This window comes from Embleya sp. NPDC050154 (assembly GCF_044460165.1).
Taxonomy (GTDB): domain Bacteria; phylum Actinomycetota; class Actinomycetes; order Streptomycetales; family Streptomycetaceae; genus Embleya.
Genome location: NZ_JBITJP010000017.1, coordinates 1 through 15,344, shown reverse-complemented (window position 1 = coordinate 15,344; position 15,344 = coordinate 1). Strand labels below are relative to the sequence as shown.

Sequence of the window (15,344 nt, the reverse complement as noted above, 5' to 3'; positions counted from 1 at the left end):
TCAGGACTGACTGTTGCGGAACGGCTCCTTGGGCTTGCCCAGGTTCGGCTTGCCCAGCACGTCCTTGGACGACAGCGCGTAGATGCCGTGATTGGTCAGCACCCACACCACGTTGCGGTCCCACTCGACGTAGACGCCGTGCGTCTGGTTGCCCATCGCCCACTCCGGGAAGGTGCCGTCCTCGGTGGGCCAGTCCTTGGTCTTGGTGCCGAACGCCTTCGGCACGAAGTACGCCTCGATCTCCGGCCGGGCCGGGTTCCCGACGTCGAAGACCTGGGCGCCCGCGTTGTAGAAGCCGTACACGAGCGTGCCGTCGTCGTGCCGGCCCGGGTTGGTGTAGTAGCCGGTGCGCTTGGGGCCGAAGCTGCCCCGACGCTGGCAGTAGTCGGTGATCCCGGCCGACCTCGGCGGCGTGGGTCGGGGTAGTTGGCCGACGATTCGGGGGTTGGCCACGTCCCGCGCGTCGATCTGGTAGATCGGCTTGTACGGCTCGTAGCAGTCCTCGGTCAGCGGGTACCCGGAGAGGTAGATCATCCCGGTCTTCTCGTACTGCGACACGTCGATGTTGTCGCCCTCGGTGCCCGCCACCGACGGCGGCAGGTCCACGTGGCCCACCTGACGCATCCGCGCCGGGTCCGAGATGTCGAGGATGGTCATGCCCAGACCGCCCTGCACCGCGAAGCCGTACCGGCCGCCCTGCTCGACCGGCTTGGGCACGAACAGCGACATCCGTGCGCCGAGCCAACTGGTCCGGTTGCCGCAGCGCGGGTTCTTCGCGTACGCGTCGTCCTCGCCGGTGACCTGGCCGGGCAGGTGCCAGGTGTCCAGGAGCTTCGGCCTGGTCGGGTCGGACATGTCGTAGGACTGGTAGCCCGCCGAGTGCAGGTTGGTCGGGTACTCGGTGTTGGCGAAGGTGTCGTTCGGCGCGACGGCGATGAACATGTACTTGCCGCCGTCCCAGTACGGCACGTCCAGTGAGCCGGAGCCCTGCTGGGCCCTGGTCGGGTCGCTGTTCAGCGGGTCCGGTTGGGTCGAGTCGGTGCTGACGGTCGAGATCAGCCGCCAATCGGCCTTCCGGGGCCCGTCCAGGCGATAGACCTTGAAGCCCTTGAGCCCGGGCTTGGTGCGCAGCTTCTCGACACCGGCGGGGTTGCCGTACTTGTCGTGACCCGGCTCGTCGGTCAACTCGCTGATCTGCCGCTTGTCCTCGAAGGACTGCACCATCACGTAGGCGTTCAGCCGTTTGTTCCACTGGATCGTGGACGCGCCCCAATAATCGCCCGCCGCCCATGTGCCGTTGGCCTTGAGTTCGTCGCCGCCGACGTCCTCGCGGGTCATCCGCTCCACCACCGTGACGTGCTTGACGTCGGTGATGTCGTAGACGCGGCCTTCGGAGCGGTCGTACTGGAACATGTACCGGCGCCCGCCGAAGTCGACGATGTTCTGCCACGTGTGGAAGAAGTCCGGGGTGAAGTCGTAGCCCTCGTAGGCGGCTTCGACGTTCATGTTCTTCACGTACTGCCTGGCGTCGTACTCGGCGCGGCGGCCCGGGAACGGGTGCGGGTTCTCCTCGTCGAGCGGGGTCGCCGCGGGCGCCAGGAACGTGCCGTCGAGCTGCATGCCGTAGGCGTTCGGGTCGGCCGGTTGCGGACGCCGCTCCTGGCACACGAACGGGATGTTGGGATCCTGCTTGCCGGCCGCGGCGTTCGCGGTGTGCGGCGAGGGACCGGCGGCGTCGTCGCCGTCGGGGCCGCCTGGGTAGCCGGCGGTGGTGACCGCCACCAGGGCGGCCACCGCGAGGGCGCCGGATCTGCGATATCTGCCGGATCTACCGAATCTGTTGCCGGGGGCGGGCTTGCGGCGCATCTGACGAACCTTCCGACACGGGACAATGACGGGGAAGTGCGCTTGCGGTGGGACGGGGTGCCACGCGGGGACGGCGCCGAGGTCGCCGGCGGGTTCGGCCCGCTTTCCAGCAGGCGGCAGCCTCCGAACGCGCCGTGATGGCCGGCCGCACCGCTCCCCGTTACCTCTTCGCAGGCGAATGCCACATCCTGCGAAGCAACCCGACCCGGTGGCCCCGGAAGCTCCGGTGCCACCGCGCGTTGGTCGAGGACCGCGGTGCCGACGGACCGGCACGCTCCGCGGCGCGGAACGCGTCGGCGTCGTGGCCGAACAACAACGGCGCGTCGTTACCCGACCCGATCGCCCGTATCCGGGCGAACGGCTCGTCAAGAAGCTGTCGCCACGTGCATGATGGCTGCGTTGGCGCATGTCCATCCAATGCCGATCCGGCGCCACAACATCACCAAACAGGTATGCGTCCCCGTCGGGTTCGCACCATCGGACCGGTACGGGAGCCTGCGTGGACCTGCTCGACGGACGCCTCAAGTTCCGCCATCTGACCCTGATCACGGCGATCGCCGAGCACGGGGGAGTCAGCCGGGCCGCCGAGGCACTGCACCTGACCCAGCCCGCCGCGACCCGCACCCTGCGCGAGTTGGAGACGATGGTCGGCGTCCCGTTGTTCGAGCGGGGCCCGCACGGGATGAGCCCCACGCTGTACGGCGACGCGCTGGTGGCCCACGCGCGGGTGATCCTGGCCGAGGTGCGCCGGGCGGGCGACCACATCGCGAGCCTGCGCGAGGGGCAGACCGGTACGGTCACCGTCGGCACGCTGCTCGCGGGCACCAGCGTGCTGCTGCCGCGCGCGGTCTCCGCGCTCAAGCGGGACCGGCCCGGGATCACCGTGATCGTCCGCGAGGCCACCTACGACGTGCTGTACCCGCAACTGCTCGCGGGCGAGATCGACGTGGTGATCGGTCGGCTCGGCCGGGCCGCGGACGCCGGTCGGGTACGGCAGAGCGCGCTGTATCGCGAGCCGATCCGGCTGGTGGTGCGGCAGGGCCACCCGCTCCTGGACAGCGCGCGCGCTCTCGCCGACACGATCGCGCATCCGTGGATCCTGCCGCTCGAACAGACCGCGTTGCGCAGCGAGTTGGCCCAGTTGTTCGTGCGCAGCGGACTGCCGCTGCCGGCCGACCGGGTGGAGTGCACCTCGATCCTGACCATCCGGGCGCTGCTGCTGGCCACCGACATGATCGCCGCGCTGCCCGAGCTCGTGGTCACCGGCGACGAGCGGCTCGCGGTGTTGCCGGTGCCGCTGGAATCGGTGCGCCGCACGGTGGGCACGACGCTGATCGCGGACCGCACGCCGACGCCGGCGGTGGGTGCGTTCCTGGCCTGTATCGGCGAACAGGCCGTCGCGTTGCGGGCCGCGCTCGGCGACGAGGCGGCGCTCGACCCGGACTGAGCACGCCCGACCCCCGGCCGCGGGGCCACGAACCGCGGCGCTTCGGTACGGTTCGGTCGATTCCCGGATATTCCCCGTCGCAACGGGTAGCCGGCACCCCGATCCGGGTGCGACAGTTCCTGCAACGCGTCAAGGGTTTCCCGAGCCCCGTGCCGGCCACCTACCGGATCGCGCCGCGCGTGTCCATGGTGCTCGACCCCCTCGCGGGGTATGCAGCCTCCCCCCACGATCGGGGGGCTTGTCGGATCGTCCCTCGGGCGGTTGATCAATAGCGTCGAGATGGCGCCAAGCCACCGCGCTCACCCGACCACCCCTCACCCAGAACCGGGACGCCCCATGACCTTGACCGCACCAATCCTGGATAAGCCGGATATATCGCAAGAGCGTCGGGGCAGTGACTTCGCACCGCTGCTCGCCGAACTGAAGACGGCGGGGCTGCTGGAGCGGCGCACCGCCTGGTACGCCCGGATGATCGGCCTGAACCTGCTCCTGCTGCTCGGCTCCTGGGCCGCGGTGCTCTGGGTCGGCGACTCCTGGTGGCAGCTCGCCCTGGCGATCCCGGTCGCGCTGTTCACCACCCGGGCGTCCTTCGTCGGCCACGACGCCGGTCACCAGCAGATCGCCCGCAAGGCGCGCACCCACCGCGTGCTCTCGCTGCTGCACGGCAACCTGCTGATGGGGATGAGCTGCGGCTGGTGGAACGCCAAGCACAACAAGCACCACGCCAACCCGAACCACCTGGAAAAGGACCCGGACGTCTCGGTCGGCGTGCTGGTCTGGGACGCCGACCAGACCGCCGGCCGAACCGGCCTGATGGGCTGGCTGACCCGGCACCAGGCCCGGCTGTTCTTCCCGCTGCTGCTGCTCGAAGGGCTCAACCTCAAGGTCAACGGCCTGATGGCGCTCAAGGAGCGCACCCCTCGCGAGCGCCTGGTCGAGGGCTCGGTCCTGGCCGTGCACTACGCCCTGTACTTCTCCGTACTGCTGATCGCGATGTCGCCGGTGAAGGCGCTGGTCTTCGTGTTCGTCACGCACGCGCTGCTCGGTCTGCATCTGGGCATGGCGTTCGCGCCCAACCACAAGGGCATGCCGACGCCCGAGCCGGGCGTGAAGTGGGACCACCTGCGGCGCCAGGTGCTGACCTCGCGCAACGTCACGGGTGGACCGGTCACCGACTGGATGCTCGGCGGCCTGAACTACCAGATCGAGCACCACCTGGTGCCGAACATGCCGCGCGTCAACCTGCGCCGGGCGCAGCCGATCGTGCGCGCGCACTGCGACCGGCTCGGGGTGCCGTACCTGGAGACGAGCCTGGTGCGGTCCTATCGGCAGGCGCTGGGTCACATGCACGGCGTGGGCGCGTCGCTGCGCGCCGAGCACGCCGGGTAGGCCGGGTAGGCCGGCCGCGGCGGGATGCCGCGGGCGAAGGCCCGCGGCAAGGTGCGCGGAAACGGTGCGCGGAAACGATTGATGTGTTGTACATCTATCCCTAGGGTGGGGCCGACCATCCCCTTCCCCACCCAGGAGCGCCGTCCCGTGGCCGGTCCCGCCCCCACTCCGCAGGACCCACGGCAACGCTTCCTGGTACCGGTCCTGGGCGCGTGCGGCATCGTCGCCGCGCTCATGCAGACCGTGGTGGTACCGCTGCTCCCGGATCTGCCCGCGCTGACCGGCAGCTCGGCGTCGACGGTCAGCTGGACGCTGACCGCGACCCTGCTCAGCGGCGCGGTGTGCACGCCGCTGCTGGGCCGGGCCGGCGACATGTTCGGCAAGAAGCGCATGCTCGTCGTGGCGATGAGCGTGCTCTCGATCGGCTCACTCATGTGCGCGCTCACCTCCGACATCGGCGTCCTGATCGTCGGCCGCACCCTTCAGGGCATGGCCACCGCGGTCGTGCCGCTGGGGATCAGCATCCTGCGCGACGAGCTGCCGCCGGCCAAGGTGGGCGGCGGCGTGGCGATGATGAGCTCGACGCTGGGCATCGGCGCGGCCATCGGGCTCCCGCCGGCCGGTCTGGTCGTCGATCACGCCGACTGGCACGCGCTGTTCTGGGGAGCCACCGCGCTGGCCCTGCTGGTCCTGGTGTCCATCGTGCTGGTCGTGCGCGAGTCGCCGGTGCGCAACCCCGGCCGATTCGACGTGATCGGCTCGCTCGGCCTGGCCGCGTTCCTGGTCTGCCTGCTGCTCGCGGTGTCCAAGGGCACCGCGTGGGGCTGGACGAGCACCCGCACGCTGGGCCTGCTCGGCGCGGCCGTGCTGATCCTGCTCGCGTGGGGCGCGCACCAGTGGCGGGTGAGCACCCCGCTGGTGGACCTGCGGGTGACCGCGCGGCCGGCCGTGCTGCTGCCCAACATCGCCGCGCTGTTCATCGGCTTCTCGTTCTACGCCAACAGCCTGTCCACCGCCCAACTCGTGCAGACGCCCAAGGACAGCGGCTACGGGCTGGGCGTGTCGGTCGCGGTCGGCGGCCTGTGCCTGCTGCCCGGCGGGGTGATGATGGTCGCGCTCTCGCCGATCTCCACCCGGCTCACCGCCACCCGAGGGCCCAGGTTCTGCCTCGGCGTCGGCGCCATCCTGCTCGGCCTGGGCTACGTGGTGCGGATCTTCACCAGCCACGAGTTGTGGACCATCATCCTCGGCGCGACCGTGGTCGCCTCCGGCACCGCGATGTGCTATTCAGCGCTGCCGATGCTGGTCATCCGGGCCATCCCCGCCGCGCAGACGGCCGCCGCCAACGGCATCAACGCGCTGATGCGCACCATCGGCCAGGCCGTGTGCAGTGCGGTGGTGGCGGCCGTGCTCACGTCGTACACGATCGACGTCGGCGGCCTCGTGCTGCCCGCCCTGCACGCTTACATGGTCGTCTTCGTGATCGCCGGCGTGGTGGCCTGCTGCGCGCTCGTCGCGTGCCTGTGCATCCCCGAGCCCACCGGCCAGACGGCCGCGGCCATTCCGCCGCAGCCGTCGAGCTCCGCTCAGGAGAGCAAGCCTTGGTCGGCCGCCCCTAGCCCAGACCCAACCGGTCGAACATGATCAGCCCGTCCTCGAACACGGTCAGGTCGAGCACCTTCGCGTCCTTCGCCTGGATCGCCGCGGTGAACGCCTGCTCGTAGGCGAACATCGGTACGTCCTTGGCCAGTTCCTGTTGCACCAGCGCGTACGCGGCGCGCCGGCCCGGCGCGTCGGTGCCCGCCCGGGCCCGATCCAGCGCCTGGTCCACCGCCGGGTTCTTCCACTGCATGTGGTTGTCCTGGCCCTTGGAGTGCAGGAAGTTGTACAACACCGGCTCCGGGTCGTCGAAGGACAACACGAACTCACCCGCGTCGAACTGCCGCTGGATCTGCACCTTCTGCAGGTATTGGGTGCCCTCCAGGAACTCGGTCTTCATGGAGATGTTCTTCATCTCGGCGAGTTGCGCCAGCCAGTACTCGGCGGTCACGTGCGAGCCGGGACTGTTGTACGTGCTGTAGGTGAAGGACAGCGGCTTGCCCTCGGCCGCGAGCGCGTCCAGGAGCCGCTGTGCCTCGGCCCGGTTGTTCGCCGGCATCGGCGCGTCCGGCGCGGCGAAGTCCGAACCCGGGCGCAGGAACGTGCTCAGCGGCTTCCCGGCGTTGTCGGTGACCACCTTCGCGCGCTGGGTCGGATCCATGATCAGCGCGAACGCGCGGCGTGCGCGGGGATCGTCGAACGGCGGCCGACTGGTGTTGAACAGCGTCATGAACCCGCCGCTCTTGGCCTCGGTCAGCACCGGCAGGCCCGCCTTGCGGGCGTCCCCCATCAGCTTGGCCTGGGCCGTGGTCAGCACCTGGGCCTGGTTGGCGCTCAACATGGCCAGCCGCTGCGTCTGGTCGACCACCGGCTTGAGGGTCAACTCCTTCAGCGGCGGCCGTCCGCCCACCTGCCAGTACTTGGGGTTGCGCTCCAGGACCATCTGCTGGTCGCGCACCCAGCTCTTGAGGCGGTACGGCCCGGCGCCCACCGGCTTGGCGCCGAAGCCCTTCGGGTCGGCCTTGATCGCGGTGGGCGAGCCGATGAACGCGAGGTTGTGCGCGATCACCTTGTCGAAGTGCGCGTTCGGCGCCGGCAGCGTGACCTTGAGGGTCCGGCTGTCGGCGACGGATATGCCGAGCCCGGCGACCACGCGCGCCTGCATCGACTTGTTCGCCGGATCGGCGTGCCGCTCCCAGTTGAACCGGACCGCCTCGGCGTCCAGCGCGGTGCCGTCGGAGAACTTCAGATCCGGCCGCAGACGCAGCGTCCAGACCCGGCCGTCCTCGGCCGCGGTCGCGCTCTCGGCGAGCTGGGGTTGGGCCCGCCCGGTCTTGGGATCGATCCACAGCAGTACGTCGAACACTGCCGCGGCCTGGGTCCCACCGGTGATCTGGGACAGGCTCGCCACGGTCGGGTCCAGGCTGCGCGCCTCCTGGGTGACCAGGACGGTCATCGCGGCACGCGACGAGCCGCCGGTGCCCGATGATTGCGAGCCGCAGGCGGCGGTGGTCAGGGTCAGCCCGGTCAACGCGGCGAACAGGGCCGCCTGCCGGGGGAGCACGGATCGCACGGTGGTCGCTCCTCGCACGGGCCCATCCCGGGTCGGGCGGACCCTGGGTCTCCATGGGTGCTGCGTCTCGACGAGCAATGGGGATCAACCTAGGGTCACTCCTGACTCACCGTCAACAACCGTTCCATGCAGAGTGATCGCCCCGGGGCGGTGGGTGATCGACGCGGAGCCTGCGGGCCGGTCGGGTGATTCATGCGATTTCCGTGGTAAATCGGGCATAGGACGCTGTGTTTGTCGGCCCTCGACGGACACGGCGTCCAAGCCCGAGACCCCCGAACGCAACGCACGCCAGGAGACCGCATGACGACCGCCGCACTGTCGCCGGAACTGCTCGCCGAGCTGCGCCGCCCGCGCGCGTACCCCGCGGTGTCCTTGACGCTGCCCACGCACCGGCACCGCCCGGAGAACCAGCAGGACCACATTCGGCTGCGGAACGTACTGGCCGAGGCGGAGAAGCGGCTCTCGGCGGATCCGGAGGTCGGTCGGGAGGCGCGGATCAAGACCGTGGACCGCCTCAAGGCCGCGGCGGCCGAACTGGATCCCGAGCACTTCCTGGACGGCCTGGTGCTGTACGCGTCGGCCGAGGAGCACTACGCGTTCACCGTGGAGGCGCCGGTGAGCGAGCGGGTGATCCTGGCGACCACCTACCTCACCCGCAATCTGGTGTCCGCGGCCGAGCGGCTCACCCCGTACTGGGCGCTGGTGCTCAGCGAGCACGAGGTAAGGCTGTGGCACGGCCGGGGCGACGGGGTGCACGAGATCCGCGACGGCGGCTTCCCGGTCACCTCGGGCGGCCCCGAGCGGGACGGACCGCCCACCCGCGAAGGCGGCGGCATGGGGGTGAGCGAGGACTTCCGGCGGCTGTTGAACGAGGCCGACGAGCAGTTGGCGCGCGCGCTGGCCGGGCGCCCGGGCAAGGTCGTCGTGGTCGGACTGCGGCCGCAGGTCAAGGCGTTCCGTGAGGGCACCCGTAACGGCGCGCACCTGGCCGGGACCGAGTTGGAGGTCGGCGGCGTCGTGGAGGCCACTCCCGCGCAATTCGCCGAGATCCTCGCGCCGGCACGGGCCGCGCTGGCGGCCGAGGCGACCGCGGCGGCGCTGCGCGGGTTGGACGACGCGCGCAGCGCCAAGCGGTACGCCGGCGGCATCCAGGAGACGTGGGCGCCGGCCCGGGCCGGTCGCGGCGCCCTCCTCGTGGTCGAGGAGGGGCTGCGGGTGACCGGGCGCCTGGTCACCGTCGACAGCACCGGGGAGATCGCGCTCCAGGTGCTGACCGGACCGCACGCCGAGGACGCGGTACTGGCCGGCCGGGCCGAGGACGACATCGTGGACACCGTGGTCGAGGCGGTGTTGGAGGCGGACGGCGAAGTGGTCTTCGTACCCGACGACACCCTGAAGGAGGCCGGCGGCATCGCGCTGGCGCTGCGCTACTGAGCCGCGCCGGCGGGCGGACGACCGGCGGGCCCGGAACGTGACGAGTGCGGCGGCACCCGGAGGGGGCGCCGCCGCACTCGTGTGACACGTGTCATGGTGGGGGTGGGGCGGCGATCAGTGCAGATCGCGTTCCAGCGCCTCGAGATCGTCCTCGTACGCGGTGCTGGTCTCGAATCGGTAGATGATGCTGCGCGGATCCGCGTCGTCGAACGGCGCGTCCAGCCACTCGCCCGGCTCGGTCGGCTCGATCGCCGACACCCACAGGGTGGAATCGCCGGGTTCGAGGCCGAGTTCATCGGCGCGCTGGGCGATCTCGTCCGGGTCGTAGACGTCGAACAACACCGCGACCGCGCTCGACGCGCTGTCCGTGCCGGTGTCGCGCGGGGACGTCGGCGGTTCGGCGTCGCCGGCCTCGGCGTCGGCCCGGCGGGCGTGGTCGACGAGCGTGATCAGGTCCTTGATCACATAGTCCCGGCGGATCAGCACGGTGACCGCCTCCGGGTTGGTCGGACCCTCGTACTCGGCTTCCTCGCTGCTGCCGGGCACCTCGAACGGGGTGACCTCGTCATAGGCGTCGTACAACAGCTCGTCGTACGCCTCGGCGGCGGCGGCGAGCGCGTCGTACGCGGCGAACACGGCCGGGTCGCTCTCGCCCTGGCGGGCTTCGACGGCGGCCAAATGGTCGTCGATCGCCGATTTGAGAACGTCCGCGGCGGCACGGACCTGCTCTGGCGTGGGCTCTGCGACACCGGTCATGGGCTGACGTTATCCGCAAGAGCCCCACGCGCGCACAATGGTTCACTGATGGCGGAGTCGGAGAGTCACCAAAAGGCCGGTCACCGCGCCTCGGCGCGGCCGCCGGGGAATGGAAACATGGCGGACTACGAGTTTCGGCAACTGGACATTCCGCGCGGCACGTCCCGCACCGACGCGTGCCGGATCCTGACCGAGCATGCGGAGTACGGGTATTGGGAGCTGGATCGGTTGCTCCTGCGCGGCGACGGGAGTCGCCGGGTGGTGCTGCGGCGCCGCATCATCCGGCAGGTGCGCACCATGTGACGGATCGTCACAAAAAAGAGGACTGCCCGCCCCTGTCCTCCCAGGGGCGAGCGGTCCTCGGGTCGTGCGTCGCGTCCGTCGTGCTCAGTCCTGCACGGGGCGCGAACGGCGGTAGAGCACGAAGCCGCCGAGCAGCAGCGCGGCGCCGATCGGGGCCACCACCAGTGCGTCCGAACCGGTCTGCGCGAGCGAGCCGCCGTTGTTCGTGGACCCGCCGGTGCCGCCGCCGCTGGTGCCGGTGGTGTCGCCACCGGTCGTACCGCCCGTGACCCCACCCGTCGTGCCACCGCTGGTGCCACTGGTGGTCGGCGGCTTCGTCGTCGGCGGCTTGGTGGTCGGCGGCTTGGTGGTCGGGGGCTTCGTGGTGGGCGGCTTCGTCGTCGGCGGCTTCGTGCACGGGGGGCACGAGGTCGGCGGCTTGGTGGTCGGGGGCTTCGTCGTCGGCGGGTGCGTGGCGGGCGGGTTGTGCGACCCGTTGACGCAGTTGTTGCCGAACGCCGGGTTCAGCGCGCCGACCACGTTCACCGTGTTCCCGCACACATTCACCGGGACGTGGATCGGGACCTGGATGTTGTTGCCCGACGCCACGCCGGGTGAGCCGGCCGCCGCACCCTGGGCTCCACTGCTGGCGCCGGCCACGCCGACCGCCGCGGACGCGAGTGCGCCCGTGGTGGCGACGACGACCAACAACCCCTTCTTGGCGAGCTGGTGCATGTAAGTACCCCTGTGTCTCTCTCGCGAGGGGCGGGGGATGTTGACCCCGCACGGACGTCAACGAGAGCCGACGCAGGAGGTCACCGGGGCTGGGTCGATTCGCTCGTACGGCTGAGTTTCGGGATCCTCCGGAACCGGATTCCGATCGTTTTTGATCGCTCCGATTCCCAGGCGGGCGCTTGGTCGACCGATGGCGACCGCGCTTCGGGATACGGGAACATCGGTGCGAAAGCACCGTCGCGGCCCCGCCGGCGGTCGCCGCGCGGCCTCGTGGGGAGCGCCGGGGTCGGCCCGGGTGATCCCGATGAGGACCTGCGCGGTCCCGGCGCGGACCGCCCCGTCCGGCCCGCTGCCCGCGGGCGGTCGTACCCGCACGGACCACACAGCGGGACGGCCCCGAGACCGCGTGGGTCTCGGGGCCGTCCGCACGCCAACGAGCGTGTGGGCCTGGATCAGGCGTTGATGCAGGTGTTGCCGAACGCGGGGTTGAGCACACCGATGATGTCGACGGTGTTGCCGCACAGGTTGATCGGGATGTGGATCGGAACCTGGAGGTTGTTGCCCGAGAGCACACCGGGGGAGCCGACGGCCGCACCCTCCGCCTCGGAGTTCGCCATGGCGCCACTGGCGCCGGCGAGCACAAGACCACCGCCGGCCGCGACGATGAACGCGACCTTGCCCATCTTCTTCATAATTCTTCCGTCCTCCTTGTCGACACCACGACGCGCTTGCGCGCCGCACAAGGGGAAACGACGGGATCGGGCGGAGGCTACGCGCGAGCCGAGGTATTCACTCGATCGGGCCCGAACCCGGTGAACGCCCGGGCTCCGGGACCAACCGGCGTGCGGCCGGGGTGCCGGGAGCCATCCCGGGCCCGACCGCACGCCGTTCGCTCACGCGTTGTCGAGGAAGTGATCCAGCACCCGCACGCCGAACTTGAGCCCGTCCACCGGGACCCGCTCGTCGACACCGTGGAACATGCCCGCGAAGTCGAGGTCGGCCGGCAGCTTCAGCGGCGCGAACCCGAAGCAGCGGATACCCAGATCGGCGAAGGACTTGGCGTCGGTGCCGCCGGACAGGCAGTACGGCACCGCGCGCGCGGCCGGGTCGTGCGCGCGTAGCGCGGCCGACATCGCCTCGACGAGCGCGCCGTCGAATCCGGTCTCCAGGGCCTGGTCGGTGTGCACCGTCTCGCGGCGCACCCGCGGGCCCAGCACCGCGTCCAACTCGGCGTGGAACTCGTCCTCGAAGCCCGGCAGGAACCGGCCGTCCAGGTGCGCGGTGGCCTGCCCGGGGATCACGTTGACCTTGTATCCCGCGTTCAGCATGGTCGGCTGCGCGGTGTTGCGGATGGTCGCGCCGATGATGCTCGCGATCGGGCCCAGCCGCTCGATGGTGGACTCGATGTCGTCCGGGTCGAGTTCGATGCCCAGCGCGTCCGAGATCTCGTCCAGGAACGCGCGCACGGTCTTGGTGACCCGGATCGGGAACTTGTGGCGACCCACTCGGGCGACGGCCTCGGCCAGTTCGGTGATCGCGTTGTCCTTGGCGATCATCGAACCGTGGCCGGCGGTGCCGTCCACGATCAGCCGCATCCAGTCCATGCCCTTCTGGGCGGTCTCGACCAGGTACAGGCGCAGATCGTCGTTGACCGTGAAGGAGAAGCCGCCGACCTCGCCGATACCCTCGGTGACCCCCTCGAACAGGTCGGCGTGGTTGTTCACCAGGTGCCGTGCGCCGAACACGCCGCCGGCCTCCTCGTCGGCCACGAACGCGAGCACGATGTCGCGCGAGGGCAGCCGGCCGGTGCGGACCCGGTCGCGCAGCACCGCGAGCACCATCGCGTCCATGTCCTTCATGTCGACCGCGCCGCGGCCCCACACGCAGCCGTCCTCGACCTCGCCCGCGAACGGGTCGTAGGTCCAGTCCGCGGCGTTGGCGGGCACCACGTCGAGGTGACCGTGGATCAGCAGCCCCGGCCGGGAGCGGTCGGTGCCCTCGATCCGCACGATGGTGCTGGCCCGCCCGCGCTCGGATTCGTAGATCTTCGGTTCGAGGCCGACCTCGGCGAGCTTCTCGGCGACGTACTCCGCGGCGGCGCGTTCTCCCGGACCCGAGCCGTCACCGTAGTTGCTCGTGTCGATCCGAATCAGATCGCGGCACAGGTCGACGACCTCGTTCTCCGCGGTGGTGGTGGGCTGGGGACGGACAGCCTCCGTCATGACGGGCTCCTCGGGAAAGGCGGAACGGCACGTGTGTACGGGTGTACCACCATCCTGCACCCGTACGCGGGGTCGGCATGGACCCGGGCGGTGTTCTGACGACCAGTCAGTTGAATGGGACGGCCGAGCGGGTCGCGCACGGGGCGGCGACAGCGTGGCGACAGGGCGGCGAAGGAGCCGCGACGGGCCGTCGACGAGGCGGCGAAGCAGCCGCGGCAGGGGCGGCGGCGAGGACCTCAGCGGAACGTAGGGAGATGCCTCTGACCGGGTGGATCGAGCCGCTGCTACCTTCCGGATCAGGATGAACAAGCAGACCAAAACGGCGAGTCGGACCATCGGGAGGGACGTCACATGAACGGCACCGCGTGGGGCCTGACCGGTCCCGAATTCCTCAAGCTCTACGGCGGGATCCTGGCCGGCCTGTTCGTCCTGGCGATCGTGCTGCGGATCGTGATGGCGTGGGCGGTCCGCGGCCAGGCGAGCCGGGCACCGCTGGGCGCGTACGACGCCGCCTACCTCGCGGGCGGGCCGATGCGGGTCGCCGACACCGCGCTGGCGTCGCTGATCACCGAGGGATACGTACACGTCCAGCGCGCCGGCAGGGTCACCGTCGCCACCGGATCACGGCCGGCGGAGCCGGTCGCGGCGGCCGTGATGGACTGCCTGCGCACCACCCGGGGCACCCGATTCGCGCTGCTGCGGGCCTGGTCGCGCAGCAGCATGATGGCGCAGATCGAGGGCAGCCTGGTCGAGCGCGGGCTCGCGCACTCCCCGTTGGCCCGTCGGATCGGCAAGATGCCGGCGCGGCTGATGCTCGTGCTCGCGCTGGTCGGCATCGCCCGCTTCGTCAACGGCCTGGCGCACAGCAGGCCGGTCGTATTCCTGGTCCCGCTGTTGGTGCTCACCTTCGTCCTCGCGGGCCTGACGAGTGCTCCCTTGCGAGCCACCGGGGCGGGCCGCAGGGCACTGCGTGAGTTGACCACGCAGCTGCGGGCGGACCGGCGCTCCGGTGCCCTGGTCGGCTCCGGCGCGTTGGTGGGCCTGTTCGCGGTCGCCTGCCTGGGCATGGCCGCGCACCCGGACCCGGAGGCCCGGACCGCGCTGGTGGCCTACGGCGGCAGCAGCGGCGGCGGCGGAGGTGGTGGTGGCGACGGCGGCGGCAGTGGCTGTGGTGGCGGCAGCAGTTGCGGTGGCGGCGGGGGTTGTGGCGGCGGCGGGGGCTGCGGAGGCTGACCTCCCGACGGGGAGCGGGAGCGGGGGTGTGGCGAGCGGATCGGCCTTCGGGCCGATCCGCTTTCGCGTTGTGCCGTTTCGCGTTGTGCCGTCGCCGTGTTGTCCCGCCACACACGCAGGACAGGCACATACGCGGTTCCCACCGACGATCGGGAAGAGCCGCGCCCGAAAAGGAGTTCTACGTTTCGCCGTTCCTTCCCGGTGCGGGCAACCACCCACCGTGCTGCCCGAGTCGGGCGGAATCAGGCGCCGACGGTCACGTTGCACCATCCGGGTGCGCGGCCGTTTGTGGCTCGGGTGCGAGGGGAGCGGCGCCCATACACGGTGCGACCCCTGCTCGGTCCGATCCCGCGTCACCCGGTGGCGCCGCACCTCGGCGCGGCTCGGAACCGCCGGTTGCCCGGGCCGTGGCCGCGCGGCGCGCCCGTGGTGCGGCACAGGACTGGAGGGAGTCTGCGTTGAGTGTGATCGAGGTTGCCCCGACTCGGATCGACCCGGTGCGTTGGCCCGATGTGGCCGAGGTGCCGAGGCGGCCGGTGCGTGCGGCGGCCGCCCGGTTCCTGTTCGAGCGGGCGGTGGCGCGGTTGCCGCTGCGGGTGTGGATCGACGGCGCGGTGTTCGGGAACGGGGGAGCGACGGCGCCCCGGATGCGGATCGTGCGACCCGACGCGTTCTTCCATCGGGTCGGCGCGGGCGGACTGATCGGCTTCGGCGAGGCGTATCAGGCGGGCGACTGGGAGGCGGACGACCTGACCGCGGTGTTGACCGTGTTCGCGTCCCGGGTGGGCACCCTGATCCCGCCCGCGCT

The 15,344-nt window shown here is 70.8% G+C and carries 12 protein-coding genes and 1 pseudogene; 7 read left to right on the top strand and 6 right to left on the bottom strand.

Annotated features, from left to right (window positions below; genetic code table 11):
• The gene (locus ACIBSV_RS31135) at positions 1–1,866 is read right to left on the bottom strand and encodes a hypothetical protein (RefSeq protein ID WP_395868907.1); all 1,866 of its coding nucleotides are present in this window, start codon (positions 1,864–1,866) and stop codon (positions 1–3) included.
• A 499-nt stretch (positions 1,867–2,365) separates the two neighbouring features.
• Here ACIBSV_RS31135 and ACIBSV_RS31130 point away from each other — a divergent pair, with 499 nt between their 5' ends.
• The 3 genes from ACIBSV_RS31130 (at position 2,366) to ACIBSV_RS31120 (ending at position 6,346) form a co-directional block, all read left to right on the top strand.
• The gene (locus tag ACIBSV_RS31130) at positions 2,366–3,313 is read left to right on the top strand and encodes a LysR substrate-binding domain-containing protein (protein ID WP_395868905.1); all 948 of its coding nucleotides are present in this window, start codon (positions 2,366–2,368) and stop codon (positions 3,311–3,313) included.
• A 336-nt stretch (positions 3,314–3,649) separates the two neighbouring features.
• Complete coding sequence (locus ACIBSV_RS31125) at positions 3,650–4,702, top strand: fatty acid desaturase family protein (RefSeq protein WP_395868903.1); 1,053 nt, start codon at positions 3,650–3,652, stop codon at positions 4,700–4,702.
• A gap of 147 nt (positions 4,703–4,849) precedes the next feature.
• Positions 4,850–6,346 carry an MFS transporter gene (locus ACIBSV_RS31120; RefSeq protein WP_395868901.1) on the top strand — a complete coding sequence of 499 codons (1,497 nt, stop codon included), beginning with the start codon at positions 4,850–4,852 and terminating at the stop codon, positions 6,344–6,346.
• Here the strand turns inward: ACIBSV_RS31120 and ACIBSV_RS31115 are convergent.
• Positions 6,318–7,874 carry an ABC transporter substrate-binding protein gene (locus ACIBSV_RS31115; RefSeq protein ID WP_395868899.1) on the bottom strand — a complete coding sequence of 519 codons (1,557 nt, stop codon included), beginning with the start codon at positions 7,872–7,874 and terminating at the stop codon, positions 6,318–6,320. The genes ACIBSV_RS31120 and ACIBSV_RS31115 overlap by 29 nt on opposite strands.
• A 300-nt stretch (positions 7,875–8,174) precedes the next feature.
• Here ACIBSV_RS31115 and ACIBSV_RS31110 point away from each other — a divergent pair, with 300 nt between their 5' ends.
• Positions 8,175–9,308 (top strand): chemotaxis protein, encoded by a 1,134-nt coding sequence (locus ACIBSV_RS31110; RefSeq protein WP_395868897.1) that lies wholly within the window; start codon positions 8,175–8,177, stop codon positions 9,306–9,308.
• Positions 9,309–9,422: 114 nt separating this feature from the next.
• On the opposite strand, the gene ACIBSV_RS31105 is transcribed toward ACIBSV_RS31110, so the two are convergent.
• Positions 9,423–10,064, bottom strand: a complete 642-nt coding sequence (locus ACIBSV_RS31105) for a hypothetical protein (RefSeq protein ID WP_395868895.1) — start codon at positions 10,062–10,064, stop codon at positions 9,423–9,425.
• Positions 10,065–10,181: 117 nt separating this feature from the next.
• Between ACIBSV_RS31105 and ACIBSV_RS31100 the strand changes: the two genes are divergently transcribed.
• Positions 10,182–10,367 carry a DUF5703 family protein gene (locus ACIBSV_RS31100; protein WP_395868893.1) on the top strand — a complete coding sequence of 62 codons (186 nt, stop codon included), beginning with the start codon at positions 10,182–10,184 and terminating at the stop codon, positions 10,365–10,367.
• Between the two features lie 84 nt (positions 10,368–10,451).
• Here the strand turns inward: ACIBSV_RS31100 and ACIBSV_RS31095 are convergent, their stop codons facing one another.
• The 3 genes from ACIBSV_RS31095 to ACIBSV_RS31085 all read right to left on the bottom strand — a co-directional run bounded on the left by ACIBSV_RS31095 (position 10,452) and on the right by ACIBSV_RS31085 (position 13,303).
• A complete protein-coding gene (locus ACIBSV_RS31095; RefSeq protein ID WP_395868892.1) occupies positions 10,452–11,081 on the bottom strand; it encodes a chaplin in 630 nt (209 codons plus the stop codon).
• 452 nt (positions 11,082–11,533) lie between these two features.
• Complete coding sequence (locus ACIBSV_RS31090) at positions 11,534–11,773, bottom strand: chaplin (protein WP_395868891.1); 240 nt, start codon at positions 11,771–11,773, stop codon at positions 11,534–11,536.
• A gap of 201 nt (positions 11,774–11,974) precedes the next feature.
• Complete coding sequence (locus tag ACIBSV_RS31085; RefSeq protein WP_395868889.1) at positions 11,975–13,303, bottom strand: M20/M25/M40 family metallo-hydrolase; 1,329 nt, start codon at positions 13,301–13,303, stop codon at positions 11,975–11,977.
• Positions 13,304–13,654: 351 nt separating this feature from the next.
• On the opposite strand from ACIBSV_RS31085, the gene ACIBSV_RS31080 reads away from it, so the two are divergent.
• Together ACIBSV_RS31080 and ACIBSV_RS31075 are read left to right on the top strand one after the other, a co-directional pair.
• Positions 13,655–14,536, top strand: coding sequence for a TIGR04222 domain-containing membrane protein (locus ACIBSV_RS31080; protein ID WP_395868887.1), 882 nt, complete (start codon positions 13,655–13,657; stop codon positions 14,534–14,536).
• 458 nt (positions 14,537–14,994) lie between these two features.
• Positions 14,995–15,344 (top strand): annotated as a pseudogene (locus ACIBSV_RS31075) (hypothetical protein); the annotation flags it as partial.

Bases quoted from the DNA above. Each gene is read 5' to 3' on its own strand.
- ACIBSV_RS31105 (WP_395868895.1), bottom strand. From the start codon at position 10,064: ATGACCGGTGTCGCAGAGCCCACGCCAGAGCAGGTCCGTGCCGCCGCG.
- ACIBSV_RS31080 (WP_395868887.1), top strand. From the start codon at position 13,655: ATGAACGGCACCGCGTGGGGCCTGACCGGTCCCGAATTCCTCAAGCTC.
- ACIBSV_RS31125 (WP_395868903.1), top strand. From the start codon at position 3,650: ATGACCTTGACCGCACCAATCCTGGATAAGCCGGATATATCGCAAGAG.
- ACIBSV_RS31090 (WP_395868891.1), bottom strand. From the start codon at position 11,773: ATGAAGAAGATGGGCAAGGTCGCGTTCATCGTCGCGGCCGGCGGTGGT.
- ACIBSV_RS31135 (WP_395868907.1), bottom strand. From the start codon at position 1,866: ATGCGCCGCAAGCCCGCCCCCGGCAACAGATTCGGTAGATCCGGCAGA.
- ACIBSV_RS31095 (WP_395868892.1), bottom strand. From the start codon at position 11,081: ATGCACCAGCTCGCCAAGAAGGGGTTGTTGGTCGTCGTCGCCACCACG.
- ACIBSV_RS31085 (WP_395868889.1), bottom strand. From the start codon at position 13,303: ATGACGGAGGCTGTCCGTCCCCAGCCCACCACCACCGCGGAGAACGAG.
- ACIBSV_RS31100 (WP_395868893.1), top strand. From the start codon at position 10,182: ATGGCGGACTACGAGTTTCGGCAACTGGACATTCCGCGCGGCACGTCC.
- ACIBSV_RS31110 (WP_395868897.1), top strand. From the start codon at position 8,175: ATGACGACCGCCGCACTGTCGCCGGAACTGCTCGCCGAGCTGCGCCGC.